The 12,306-nt window shown below is 66.4% G+C and carries 11 protein-coding genes; 10 read left to right on the top strand and 1 reads right to left on the bottom strand.

Features of this window, described 5'->3' with window-relative positions; genetic code table 11:
* Positions 1-97: 97 nt before the first annotated feature.
* The 7 genes from VFZ09_RS33530 to VFZ09_RS33560 all read left to right on the top strand — a co-directional run bounded on the left by VFZ09_RS33530 (position 98) and on the right by VFZ09_RS33560 (position 7,331).
* Positions 98-1,546 (top strand): TIGR02270 family protein, encoded by a 1,449-nt coding sequence (locus VFZ09_RS33530; protein ID WP_329731805.1) that lies wholly within the window; start codon positions 98-100, stop codon positions 1,544-1,546.
* Between the two features lie 15 nt (positions 1,547-1,561).
* The gene (locus VFZ09_RS33535) at positions 1,562-2,587 is read left to right on the top strand and encodes a DUF2169 domain-containing protein (protein ID WP_329731806.1); all 1,026 of its coding nucleotides are present in this window, start codon (positions 1,562-1,564) and stop codon (positions 2,585-2,587) included.
* 100 nt (positions 2,588-2,687) lie between these two features.
* On the top strand, positions 2,688-3,005 hold the full coding sequence (locus VFZ09_RS33540; RefSeq protein ID WP_414640774.1) for a DUF4150 domain-containing protein: 318 nt from the start codon (positions 2,688-2,690) through the stop codon (positions 3,003-3,005).
* Positions 3,006-3,042: 37 nt separating this feature from the next.
* Complete coding sequence (locus tag VFZ09_RS33545) at positions 3,043-3,822, top strand: AHH domain-containing protein (RefSeq protein ID WP_329731808.1); 780 nt, start codon at positions 3,043-3,045, stop codon at positions 3,820-3,822.
* A 244-nt stretch (positions 3,823-4,066) separates the two neighbouring features.
* A complete protein-coding gene (locus VFZ09_RS33550) occupies positions 4,067-4,408 on the top strand; it encodes a hypothetical protein (protein ID WP_329731809.1) in 342 nt (113 codons plus the stop codon).
* A 69-nt stretch (positions 4,409-4,477) separates the two neighbouring features.
* Positions 4,478-5,551 (top strand): hypothetical protein, encoded by a 1,074-nt coding sequence (locus VFZ09_RS33555; RefSeq protein ID WP_329731810.1) that lies wholly within the window; start codon positions 4,478-4,480, stop codon positions 5,549-5,551.
* Positions 5,552-5,621: 70 nt separating this feature from the next.
* A complete protein-coding gene (locus VFZ09_RS33560) occupies positions 5,622-7,331 on the top strand; it encodes a WD40 repeat domain-containing protein (protein WP_329731811.1) in 1,710 nt (569 codons plus the stop codon).
* 67 nt (positions 7,332-7,398) lie between these two features.
* Here VFZ09_RS33560 and glgC read toward each other — a convergent pair whose 3' ends face one another.
* Entirely contained in the window at positions 7,399-8,652 is a 1,254-nt protein-coding gene (glgC, locus tag VFZ09_RS33565; RefSeq protein ID WP_329731812.1) for a glucose-1-phosphate adenylyltransferase, read from the bottom strand.
* 273 nt (positions 8,653-8,925) lie between these two features.
* On the opposite strand from glgC, the gene VFZ09_RS33570 reads away from it, so the two are divergent.
* The 3 genes from VFZ09_RS33570 to VFZ09_RS33580 all read left to right on the top strand — a co-directional run bounded on the left by VFZ09_RS33570 (position 8,926) and on the right by VFZ09_RS33580 (position 12,284).
* The gene (locus VFZ09_RS33570; RefSeq protein ID WP_329731813.1) at positions 8,926-9,339 is read left to right on the top strand and encodes a hypothetical protein; all 414 of its coding nucleotides are present in this window, start codon (positions 8,926-8,928) and stop codon (positions 9,337-9,339) included.
* 93 nt (positions 9,340-9,432) lie between these two features.
* The gene (gene pgm / locus VFZ09_RS33575; RefSeq protein ID WP_329731814.1) at positions 9,433-11,070 is read left to right on the top strand and encodes a phosphoglucomutase (alpha-D-glucose-1,6-bisphosphate-dependent); all 1,638 of its coding nucleotides are present in this window, start codon (positions 9,433-9,435) and stop codon (positions 11,068-11,070) included.
* A gap of 161 nt (positions 11,071-11,231) precedes the next feature.
* The gene (locus VFZ09_RS33580) at positions 11,232-12,284 is read left to right on the top strand and encodes an Rpn family recombination-promoting nuclease/putative transposase (RefSeq protein WP_414640775.1); all 1,053 of its coding nucleotides are present in this window, start codon (positions 11,232-11,234) and stop codon (positions 12,282-12,284) included.
* Positions 12,285-12,306 lie beyond the last annotated feature (22 nt).

The raw sequence follows: 12,306 nt of genomic DNA on the forward strand, positions 1-12,306 counted from the left end.
GGGCGACGGCGGCGCTTCCCACGGACGCGGAGGGCGCCGCGCACCCTCCGAGCAGAAGCACGAGCCAGGTCAGCCACGAGGAGGAGCGGAGCATGCGATGAGGCCTCGCCCCGCAGTCTACGCCAAGCGTGGGTTGAAGATGTCGAACTCCAGGCTCGTCGCCACCAGGTTCATCGGCGCCTCGTGGTGGTATGCTCTCGGGATACGATTCCAGGTCAGTCCGAGTCGAGGAGAAGTCAGTCCGAGTCATATGACCACGACGTTCCTGCTGGATGTGTGCGAGACGCACCTGGATGAGGCGGAATGGTTCTGGACGCGGTGGGAGCACGCACTGGCGGCGCCTGACTACGATCTGGCCGACACGGCAGAGGTGGAGGAGCGGCTGCTGGCTCATGTGGATGGGCTGAGTGAAGGCGGGCCGCCCGTGGTCGAGGCGTTGCTGCGGCCAGCGTTGGAGTCAGAGGAACTGGCGCGAGTGTCCGCGGCGTTCCTGGCGTTTCTCCAGTCGCATCCGCCCGCAGAAGAGGTGCGTGCGTGGGTGTGCGATACGGTTCCCGCGCAGCACTCCGCCATGCGGAGGGTGTTGGAGGTGTGTGACTGGGAGGGGGTGGGCACAGCCCTGCTACCGTTGCTCGAGGGGACGGATACGGAACTCCAAGCGCTCGTGCTGGACGCACTTGTCTTCCGTGAAGAGCTCCCAGATGAGGTGCTGGCTGACTTCCTCCCTCACGAGGACCCCCGGATGCGCATGGCGGCGATGCGGGGATTGCGCACGCTGCCACGGACGAATGCGCGAGCACTGTTGTCCTCGGCGCTCGCCTCCGTGAATCCCGTCATCCGAGACGCGGCCATCGAATGGGGATTGGCGGTGGGTTCCCAGGAGGCGTGGGCGGTGTGCAGGCAGGCCGTGAAGCAACAGGGCCGTGAGTCCCTTGTCCTCTGGGCGATGGGCGCTGACGAGGAGGATGTGGCACTGCTCGTGGACCTGCTGCGCATACCGGAACGCCGTGCCGGCGCCTTGTGGGCGTTGGGGTTCAGCGGGCGTGTGACTGCGGCAGAGGCGTGCCTGGAGTGGATGGAGGATGCGCAGGTCTCACGGCTGGCCGGTGAGGCCTTCAGCTCCATCACGGGTCTGAGCATGGACGGTCCCCATGCCCTCCCCCCCGAGCCACCACTCGAAGAGCCCATTCCCCTCGAGATGGAGAACCTCGACGCCGACCTGACTCCTCGTCCAGAGGACGATCTACCAAGGCCGGACGCCGAGGCCGTGGCTGCCTGGTGGCGGGGGGCTCGTGGGCGCTTTGTCCGGGGGACTCGCTACTGGCTGGGTCAACCCTTTCAGGGCGAGCTGCTCCTGACCGCACTGGAGCGAGGGCCCATGCGGCGTCGGCATGTGTGGGCACGGGAACTGGAGATTCGCAGCAGACGTGCCTGCCGTGTCGAGTCGCGAGCTTTGACGCGCCGGCAACGAGTCGAACTGAAGCGGGCGGCCTCCATGGGGATTCGTCTCCCGGGTGCTTCCTTTGCCCGGCTTCTCACCGGGTAGGTCCAAGGAGTTTTCGTGCTCCAGGTTCGCAACAAGACCCCCTTTGTTCCTGGCATGTTCCTGTTCCCCGATGAGCAGGGGGTGGACACGCTGTATGTCGCGCTCAAGGCCTCCTTCGAGGTGCGCGGCGGAGCCCTCTTCCTCGCGGACAAGCAGTGCCCCCTGGTCATGGGGGATGAATACCGGGGAGCACCTGGGAGTTCGAGCTTGAGCGCTTCCAGTGAGGCTCATCTGTTGAAGCCCGGGACGGACGTGCTGCTGGAGGGCGAGGCCCATGCGCCGAAAGGGCGCGCGGTGGAGTCATGCCTCGTCTCGGTGCGTGTCGGTCCGCTCCAGCAGGTGCTCCAGGTCTTTGGTGACCGGAAGTGGAAGAGCGGATGGGCGTCGCCAGACATCTCGAAGCCGGAACCCTTCGTGAGGATGCCGTTGGTCTGGGAGCGGGCCTTCGGTGGGTCGCACGAGGTGGGGGATGGGCGTGTGCTGGCGGAGGCGCGCAACCCGGTGGGGCAGGGCTTCCGGGGGAAGCGGAGCGGCTCGGAGATGGCGGGACGCGCGCTTCCCAACCTGGAGGATCCACACCACCTGCTCGGCTCCATTTCCGATGCGCCCGCGCCGATGGGGGTAGGGCCGGTGGCTCCTGCCTGGGAGCCACGCAAGAGCTGTGCTGGGACGTATGACGAGGAGTGGCAGAAACGGCGTGCGCCCTACCTGCCGCGGGACTTCCGTCCGGAGTTCTTCTGTGTCGCGCCGCCAGCTCTACGAGCACGAGCGGGCTTGAAGGGGGGCGAGTCAGTGGAACTGCTCAATGTATCCCCAGAGGGGGTGCAGCGTTTCATCCTGCCTCGGTGCGAGTTGGATGTGACGGTGAGGATCTCCGGAAAGACAGAGCGGGCGGAAATGTCGCTGGAGACTGTACTGCTGGAGCCTGGCAGGGGGCGGGTGTGTCTCTCGTGGCGAGGGGCGGTGGGTTGCGACAAGCGTGCGCTGAAGGTGGAGGAGGCGTGTTTCGCGGTAAAGTCGATGCAGGGCGTGAATGGTTGAGCGGGGAGCTCGCGGCACAACGAAGGGGGCACTTGTGGGCACGAAGGTATTTGCCAATGGGCGAGGAATCGCCAGCGAGGACAGCGGCGGGCAGAGCGTCATGTTCCCGGATGTGTGCAAGACCCCGAGTCCTGGTGGGCCGGTGCCCATTCCCTACCCGAACATCGCGAAGTCCTCGGATGCCTCCAAGGGTCCGAAGAAGGTGACGGTCAACGGCAAGATGCCCATGGTGAAGGGCGCTCAATACAAGACGTCCTCGGGAGACGAGGCGGGGACGGCGGGCGGGGGCGTGGTGAGCGGCTCCACCCAGGGGCCGGCGGAGTTCATGCTCTACTCCTTCGACGTGAAGTTCGAGGGGAAGAACGTGTGCCGGTTGGGGGACCCCTTGTTCCACAACAAGAAGAACATCATGGGCTGACTGCCGGCTCTGGCCGGATCCACTCGGGAGACAACCAATGCCGGAAATGGGAGAGCCCATCACCGTTGATGAGGTCGCCAGCATCGAGCATGACGACTATTGCTACTTCTGCAGCGCCAAGGAGGAGCCCAGGGTCGAGGAGAACGAGTTCCCCAACGACTATGACGAAGACCTGGATCTGGACGGCGAATTCAACGCCGCCTTCAAGAACGACGCAGGCACGCTTGGAAAGGCCTTGGGCGCGTCCCCTCCCAGGCAAATCGAGGTGGGCACCGAAAGCAAGGACGTCATCGCCGCCGCCCACCACCTGATTCCTGGCAATGCGTCCCTGGCGAACAGCAAGCTCTTCAAGTCCTCCAAGTACCTCTGGAAGGACGGAAGGGTGAGAGGCAACATCGGGTACAACATCAACTCGTCCGCCAATGGCGTCTGGCTTCCGGGCAACTACGCCGTTCGCCCATGGTCCACCAAACCCCTGTTCTTCAAGCGAGAGTATGCTTTCGCTGCCATGGAGGCATACCAAGCACAATTTCACGATGCGCATCAGGAGTACAGCAACTTTGTCCTGGCGGCGCTGGATCAGGTCTACGACAAGCTCGATGCGATGAAATCCATCTGGTGCCCGGAACAGAAGAAGAAAGCGGGTGAGCGCGACCCGGAGAAAGATTATCCGCTCTACGCGCTCGTTGGCCGGCTCAACTCCATCTCGGGCCGCATGCGTGGACTGCTGACGGGAACGCCAGAAAAGTCCTGGAGGCTCAACGTCTACACGTCCCGGTTCGCCCTGCTTCTGATGATGGAGAAGCAATCGCTCTAGGAGCCTGTGGCCGCTCATGTACTACCTGCTTTCGGGACCGCAATACCCGTGTCGATGGATCGAGACCTTCCCGTTCGATCGCACCTTGCGATGGACGATGGGCGCCAGGCATACGCAGCCGGTCCCCAGGCCCTTGGAGTTCACCCTGTCCCGATTGAATCCCGCCTTCTCGGATCATGGCCCGAGACTCCCTCCTTATTTCTTGAGGGGCATTCCCCTGTTCCGGGACGATCTGCTCGATGCCATGAGGCGCGGTGGGGCTGACAACCTGGATGGCTATGATGCGGTCATCTGGGATCCCGACAGCGGTAGACGCATCCTGGACTACAAGGCCATCAACGTTCTGGGACTGATTGCCGCTGCGGATATGAGCAGCTCGAAGGCGAGGCTCAATCCGGGTGGCGCCCTGCTGGATGTGGAGTTCGACGGGTTGATCCTCGACGAGTCACGCACCTACGGTGCCCTGCTCTTCCGCCTGGCGGAGGCCAATAGCGCACTCCTCTTCCATGAGCGGCTCGTGGAGCACCTGCGCGCGAGCGGCTTCCAGGACATGTCCTTCCTGGAGCCGTCGCGGTGCGCGCTGTAGTCGCTGCGCGTGGACGAACAAGGCTCGGGACCGGCGGAACGCCAACGAAAAGGAAGAGGGAGGGAGTAGATGGCAGCCTGGCAGCCAGCGGAGATCCTGACGGCCGGACTGGTGAGCCCCGTGGGGTTGACGGCGGGAAGTTCCGCCGCCGCGGTCCGTGCTGGAATCACGCGGTTGCGAGAGACCGCCATCTACAGCCGGACACTCAAACCGCTGCTGGCGGGGTTCCTGGACGAGGTGCACCTCCCGGAGTTGCCGGATGCGGTACGCCGGGCTACCCGGACGGTGACCATGCGTTACCAACGCATGTTGCGCCTGGCGGTAGGCGCCCTGAGAGAGGCCGCCCGCGACTGCCCCGTCCCGCCTCCCCTCCTGCTCGCACTGCCCGAGCCCACTCCCGGAGCGCCTGCTCCTGGAGCGACTGACTTCCTGACGCACCTCATGGACTTCTCCGGGGTGCCCCTCGACAAGAAGCAGAGCCAGCTTTTCCCGCATGGGCGGGCGGGAGGTTTCTTCGCGCTGCAGGAGGCCCTCCGTCTGCTCTCGAGTGGCCGCGTACGCCATGTGCTCGTCGGCGGGGTGGACTCCTTCTTGGACCTGTCCCTGCTTACCGCCTTGGATGCGGAGGAGCGGCTTCGTGGACATGGGCTCTCGGATGGGCTGATACCCGGGGAAGGGGCTGCATTCCTGCTGCTGGGGCTGACACAGCGGGGCTGGCCCGGGCAACGGTCCATTCATGCTCGCGTCATGGGTGTTGGGACGGGGCACGAAGAGGGTCATCGCTACAGTGAGAAACCCTACCGCGGAGAAGGGCTGGCGCGAGCGTTCCAGCTCCTGTTCGAGGCCTTGCCACCATCGGTGCCCAGGGTTCGCTGTGTCTATACGGGGATGAATGGTGAGAGCTTCTGGGCCAAGGAATGGGGAGTGGCCTATCTGCGGCACGCCAGGTATTTCGAGGAGCAATTCTCCATCGAGCATCCAGTCGAGTTCATGGGAGATCCCGGAGCTGCGTTGGGGCCCATGATGGTCGTGCTCTCCGCACTCGGGATGCAGAAAGGCTATCGCCAGGCTCCGTGTCTGGTGTGGTGCTCCTCTGAGCGCGAGGATCGCGGTGCGGCATTGATCCACGGAGGGAATGAATAGGGGTGGAGACGCTGTATTTGAGGTGGCTCCGTGTGTGTGCCATCATGCGCAATACATGCGAGTGCGTCCCTTGAAACCTCTGTCCCTGGACTTCACCGGGCTCATGCAGAAGCCCGCGGCAATCAATGCGATCAGCTGCTTGAGCGGTGAGCGATTGCTGCTGGGGGGGAATGACCACCGGTTGCGGCTCTACTCGCTCGGAACAGGCGCGGTGCTGCAGGACGTCAAGGGGAAGAATCATGACATCCAATGTCTTGCGGTTTCCCGTGATGAACGTTGGGCGGCGGTGGGTCATGGCTCCTGGGGAGGTGTTCACCTCTGGGATTTGAACACGGGGGAACTCCGGTGGGCGCATCCCGCCCAGATGTACATCAAGGCCGTGGCGTTCTCGCCAGAGGGCGAGCGGGTGTTCGTGGGGAAGGCGGGCAATCACGTCCAGGTCATGGATGTTGCCTCGGGCGAGGTGCGTGCCGAGCATGGCGACGACAGCACGAGCTGTGACCGCTTCATCTTCAGTCCAGAGTGCCGTCTCTTCATCGTGGGGCGGGAGGGCACTCTCACGGCCTGCGATGCCTTGACGGGGCGAGAAGTGTGGTGCCAACCCGAGGCGCACATGGGCGCCATCTCGGCGCTGGCGGTGTCTCCCGGTGGGCGTTTCCTGGCTTCGGGAGGAGGTGATGGCAAGGTTCGTGTGTGGGAGCTCACCACGGGAATTCCCTATGCGACCCTTGTGCCGAATGCGGATGAGGTGCAAGGGGTTGAAGATGCCTTGGACCTGAGCATCCAGTGTCTGGCCTTTTCTCGCAGTGGGGGCTGGGTGGCCTCTGGCGCGCATCGTCACGCCATTCGCATCTGGGATCTTCGGACTCGAGTCGAGGTGGCCGGTTTCATCCCAGAGAGTACTCTGCTCGGATTGACCTGCTTGTCCTTCGGGGAGACGCATGCGCGGCTGGTTGCCGGCACGAGAAGTGGTCGGCCGTTGGTGTTCGCCGTGGAGGCGGAAGCTGGGACGCCCGCGGAGGAGACCCGGCTGTTGCCCGGCGGGAGCACCCCCGCCGCCGCCGTGAGTTCCCCAGGGAGACCGCTCGAGCGTTTCGAATTGCGGACGCAGGAAGGCTATCTGCAGAGCGAGGCCTTGCGCGTGTTAATTGGGGACACACAGACCCCCGTCAACCAACTGCTGGAGATAGCCCGGGCCCTGGTGCAGGAGGCGGCGGGCTCTCCTCACCGCGGAAGTCCCGTGGGATTGCTCTGGCCTCTCTACGAGAAGGTCCGGGAGAAGGACGCCGTGATGGCGCGCACGCTCGCCGCAGAGCTCCTGGGGAGCGTACTCCCGAGCTCGGACGCCATCGGCCATGATTCACGGGGTGAGCTCATCCCCTTCGCACGGAGGCTCGTGGGAGAGCTCCTCCAAGCCGATGTCACGCAGCTTCCCGCCAAGTTACGGACAATGCTCGTTCGTGCCTACAGCCAGGTGTGCTCGGTCTGCGCTGGCCTGAACATCGGGTTGGACTGCGTACCGCTGGGACTGCATCTCCTCATGCAACTCATGGTGAAAGCCGAGTGGGAGGCCGTGCGAGATGCGCTGGTTCTCTTCTGTGGTACGGGGGATGAGGCCCATGGCCCGGAAGGACACCTCCGCTTCTACGTGGAGGGGGGGCTGATCCGCGCGGCGGACTGCGCAGCCTACGCGCGGACTCTGGGGGAGAGCGGGCTGGCCTCTCTGCACCCCTCGCTCCGAAAGCTCGCCGACGTGTGCGCCACCCTCGGCGGAAGCTGAGGTGTCGCGCGCCTGGGCCGTCCGCTGAGGTGGACATGCCCGGGCGCGTGCGTCGCCCTGGCTCGCCTCAGTCGAACTTGTAGCCCTTGGGCACCACGACGATGCCGTTGTCCGTGACGGTGAAGCCGCGCGCCTTGTCCTGCTCCAGGTCGTAGCCGATGCGTGCGTTGGGCGGCACGCGCACGTCCTTGTCGATGATGGCGTTGCGCACCTTGGCGTGCCGGCCGATGTCCACCTCGTCGAAGAGGACGGAGCGCTCCACCTGCGAGTACGAGTTCACGCGCACCCGGCGGGACAGGATGCTCTCGCGCACCGTGCCGCCCGAGATGATGCACCCCCCGGCCACCATGGAGTTGAGCGCCCGGCCCACGCGCTCGCCCGCCTCGTGGACGAACTTGGCTGGCGGGCTGTACTCCACGGCGCTGCGCAGCGGCCACTCCGGGTTGAAGACGTCGAACTCCGGGTCCACCGACACCAGGTCCATGGAGGCCTCGTGGTAGGCCTCGAGCGTCCCCACGTCCCGCCAGTACGTGTTGGCGCGCGTCTGCCCGGGGATGGGGTTGGAGTGAAAGTCATACGCGTGGATGTGGTAGCCATCGCGCAGCGCGCGCGGCAGCACGTCCTTGCCGAAGTCGTGCTGCGAGCCCTCGGTGCGCGCGTCCACCTCCAGCAGCTCGCTGAGCACGCGGCGGCTGAAGATGTAGTTGCCCATGCTGCACAGGGCCAGGGTGGGCTTGCCCGGCATGGCCTTGGGCTCCTGGGGCTTCTCCTGGAACTCGGTGACGCGGCCGCGCTCGTCCACCTGCATGACGCCGAAGCGCGTGGTATCCGCCAGCGGCGTGGGGTAGGCGGCGATGGTGATGTCGGCGCGGTGGGCCTCGTGCTGCTCCAGCATGTGCGCCACGTTCATCTTGTAGATGTGGTCGCCGGAGAAGATGGCCACGTCGTCGGCGCGGTGGTTCTCCACCAGGTGCATGTTCTGGTAGATGGCGTCCGCCGTGCCGCGGTACCACACGTTGCCCAGCTCCTCGTAGAGGTACATCTGCGCGGGCGCCAGCGTGATGAAGTAGTCGGCCAGCAGGCCCGAGCCGAAGCGCCACCCGCGCTGGATGTGCTCGGTGAGCGACTGGGCCTTGAACTGCGTCAGCACGTAGATGGCGTAGACGCCCGAGTTGAGGAAGTTGCTGAGGGCGAAGTCGATGATGCGGAACTTGGAGCCGAACGGGACGGCCGGCTTGGAACGCTTGGACGTCAGGGGCGCCAGGCGTGTGCCCTGGCCCCCCGCGAGAATCATCCCGAGGACGCGTTTGCGGCTGCTCATGTGATGGAGAACTCCCTCCCGGCGGCCAGTATAGGAGGCTTCCCGGGAAAGGCGCGGTTTCGGCCCGGGCGCCTCGGAACGGTGGTGCAGTGTTGGGGCGCCAACCATCCCGAGGGAGGCCGCCGGGTTCATCGAAGCGACAGCCGGTGGGCCGCAAGGGATTTGACGCGCCGCCCCGATGAGCGGCCGTGCGGGGAGGCGCTCCCTGCGTGAAGGCCGAGGGCTCCCCACGTTCCCGGCCAACGACGGCTTTCTCGAAGGGGAGACACAACCATGACCCGGAGCAAGTTCATCCTGGCGGGCCTCATCGCGGGCGCCATGGCGTTGGGCACGGCGTGCAAGTCGGACAAGGCGGCGGAGAGGCCGCCCGAGGATCCCACCACGACGGAGGAGACCCCCCCGCCGCCGGCCACGGACCCGGGAGGTACCACCACGACGCCGCCCGGAGGAACGGGAGGCGCCGGTGACGTGGGCGCCGATGACTTCGGCGAGCCCGTTCCGGATACGGGCGCCACGGTGCCCGAGGACTACGGCGGCTCGGGCACGATGAACCCGGAGAACCCGGGGACGGGCGGCTCGGGCCTCGAGGACGATCAGCGCTTCGAGGGGGACAGCTTCCCGAGCGACAGCGAGCGGGTGAACGAGCCCGCCCCGCCGCCCGCGGGCGCTCCGGTTCCGACCCCGTGACGCACCGCGCGCGCCGCCCGAGCGGCGTGAACGAGGCAACATCGGAACAAACAAGTGGACGGGACGGGGGCCACGTGGCGCTAGATTCGCCGCGTGGCCCATCCTCTCGCTGGCAAGCTCCCTCCCGACTCCCTCCTCATCAACCCCGAGACGCTGCGCTCCCAGTACTACTCGGAGCGCCCGGACGTGAACGTGGCCGAGCAGCGCGTGGCCTTCGGCACCTCCGGTCATCGCGGCTCGGCCGCGCGCCGTGCCTTCAACGAGCCGCACATCCTCGCGGTGACGCAGGCCGTCTGCGAGTACCGCGAGAAGGAAGGCATCGGCGGTCCGCTCTTCCTCGGCATGGACACGCATGCGCTGTCCGAGCCGGCGCAGCGCTCGGCGCTCGAGGTGCTCGCCGCCCACGGGGTGCAGGTGCGCTTCACCGGCGAGGCCACGCCCACGCCGGTCATCTCGCACGCCATCCTCACCTACAACCGCGGGCGCACGCAGGGGCTGGCCGATGGCATCGTCATCACGCCCTCGCACAACCCGCCCGAGGACGGGGGCATCAAGTACAACCCGCCCAACGGTGGCCCCGCCGACACCGGCATCACCGGGTGGGTGGAGAAGCGCGCCAATGAGCTGCTCGCCGCGGGCAACACCGGCGTGCAGCGCATCCCCTACGAGCGCGCGCGCACGGCCTCCTCCGTGAAGACGTATGACTTCATCACCCCGTACGTCGAGGACCTCGGCAACGTGGTGGACCTGGAGGTGGTGCGGGGGGCGAAGCTGTCCATCGGCGCGGATCCGCTGGGTGGCTCGAACCTCGCGTACTGGGAGCCCATCGCCGCCCGCTATGGCCTGTCCATCCAGGTGGTGAACAAGACGGTGGACCCGACCTTCCGCTTCATGCGCGTGGACCACGACGGCAAGATTCGCATGGACTGCTCGTCGCCCTACGCCATGGCCGGCCTGGTCGAGCTCAAGGACCGCTACGACATCGCCTTCGGCAACGACACGGACTCGGACCGGCACGGCATCGTCACCCGCAGCGTGGGGTTGATGAATCCCAACCACTACCTGTCCGTGGCCATCAGCTACCTCTACCGGAACCGTCCCGGCTGGAAGCCCGGCACGGGTGTGGGCAAGACGCTGGTGAGCAGCAGCATGATCGACCGCGTGGGCAAGGACCTGGGCCTGCGCGTGGTCGAGGTCCCCGTGGGCTTCAAGTGGTTCGTGGACGGGCTGCTGGACGGCTCGCTCGGCTTCGGCGGCGAGGAGAGCGCGGGGGCCTCGTTCCTGCGCCGTGACGGCACCGTCTGGTCCACGGACAAGGACGGCATCATCCTGGACCTGCTGGCCGCGGAGATTCTGGCGCGCACGGGCAAGGATCCGGGCGTGCACTACCAGGAGCTGACGCGGAAGTTCGGCGCGCCGCTCTATACGCGCATCGACCAGCCGGCCACGGCGGCGCAGAAGTCGGCGCTCAAGAAGCTGTCGCCGGACGCGGTGCGCGCCACCACGCTGGCGGGCGAGCCGATTCTCCAGCGGCTCACGAAGGCGCCCGGCAACAACGCGGACATCGGCGGGCTCAAGGTGGTGACGGAGAACGGCTGGTTCGCCGCGCGGCCCTCGGGCACCGAGGACGTGTACAAGATCTACGCGGAGAGCTTCCGGGACGCGAAGCACCTGGACTCCATCGTGGAGGAGGCGCGGAAGATCGTCAGCGACGCCTTCGCGCGAGGCTGAGCGCTGTCCCCTCTCCCTCTGGGAGAGGGTCAGGGTGAGGGTCTTCCCTTGTTCCGAGTCGACCCCCCGCCGGGCCTCGCTGTCTCGCAGCCGGGATGGTTGGCAGCGAGGTGGACGCGCGGGGCCGGATCGCTCCCTGTGCGGAGCCGCTGGCCCGTTCCATGCGTAGGGCATCGGGCACGATGCCTGGACCGCATGATCTCTTCGCCCGCTACACCTTCGGCCACCCCGAGCGGGCCGCGGCCGAGCTGCGCGCCGTGTTACCCGCGCACGTCGTCTCGGAAGTGGACTGGTCGAGCCTGCGTCAGGAGTCCGGGAGCGTGGTGGACCCGGAGCTGCGGGAGACGGAGAGCGATCTGCTCTTCACGGCGCGTTTGCACTCGGGCCGCTCGTTGTTGCTGTACGTGTTGCTGGAGCACCAGTCGTCAGTAGATTCGTGGATGGCGCTGCGCATGCTGCGCTACGTGGTGCGGCAGGTGGAGCGCTGGAGGCAGGCGCACCCGGAGAGCACCCGGTTGCCGGTCATCGTTCCGCTCGTCATGTACCACGGGCCGGACGGAGCCTGGACGGCACCGCGCCGGGTGGAGGACCTCTTCGATTTGCCGGAAGAAGAGGAGGAGCGGGAGCGGTGGCGAGCGCTGGTGCCGCGATTCGAGTACCTGCTCGATGACCTGACGGCCGAGCGGGAAGAAGCGCTGAAAGCGCGTCCGGGCCCACCGCTGGCGCGGCTGGCGTGGTTGGTGTTGCGCTACGGACGTACGGGGGAGCTGGCTCACCGTCTACCGGACTGGACGGTGCTCTTCGCGCAGGTACGGGCGGGTCCCGGGGGGACGGAGCATCTGGTGGTGGTCATCCGTTATTTGCTGTGGGTGGAGAAGGATGCGGCCGTCCACGCGGCGGCGAGGCGGGTGTTACATTCGGTGTTGGATGAGCAGCGCGCGGAGGAACTGATGGGAACCTGGGCCGAAGACATATTGGAGCGGGGAGTCAAGAAGGGTCTGGAGAAGGGCATGGCGCAGGGTCTGGCGCAGGGGCGGCTCCAGGAACGCGCCGAGGCGGTGCTCCGGATCCTCACCGCGCGAGGCGTTCCCACCGACGAGGCGGCCCGGCAGCGCATCCGCTCCTGCACGGACGGTGCAATCCTCGACCGCTGGTTCGATCGCGCCCTGAACGCCACCTCGCTCCGCGACGTGCTGGACGACCTGACCCAGTAGCGTTCCCCACTCCGACGCGGGG

The organism is Archangium sp., assembly GCF_036277355.1.
Classification (GTDB): domain Bacteria; phylum Myxococcota; class Myxococcia; order Myxococcales; family Myxococcaceae; genus Archangium.

Coding starts and splice junctions, on each gene's coding strand:
- VFZ09_RS33530 (WP_329731805.1), top strand. CDS start 98: ATGAGGCCTCGCCCCGCAGTCTACGCCAAGCGTGGGTTGAAGATGTCG.
- VFZ09_RS33540 (WP_414640774.1), top strand. CDS start 2,688: ATGTTCCCGGATGTGTGCAAGACCCCGAGTCCTGGTGGGCCGGTGCCC.
- VFZ09_RS33545 (WP_329731808.1), top strand. CDS start 3,043: ATGCCGGAAATGGGAGAGCCCATCACCGTTGATGAGGTCGCCAGCATC.
- VFZ09_RS33550 (WP_329731809.1), top strand. CDS start 4,067: ATGAGGCGCGGTGGGGCTGACAACCTGGATGGCTATGATGCGGTCATC.
- VFZ09_RS33555 (WP_329731810.1), top strand. CDS start 4,478: ATGGCAGCCTGGCAGCCAGCGGAGATCCTGACGGCCGGACTGGTGAGC.
- glgC (WP_329731812.1), bottom strand. CDS start 8,652: ATGAGCAGCCGCAAACGCGTCCTCGGGATGATTCTCGCGGGGGGCCAG.
- VFZ09_RS33570 (WP_329731813.1), top strand. CDS start 8,926: ATGACCCGGAGCAAGTTCATCCTGGCGGGCCTCATCGCGGGCGCCATG.
- VFZ09_RS33580 (WP_414640775.1), top strand. CDS start 11,232: ATGCGTAGGGCATCGGGCACGATGCCTGGACCGCATGATCTCTTCGCC.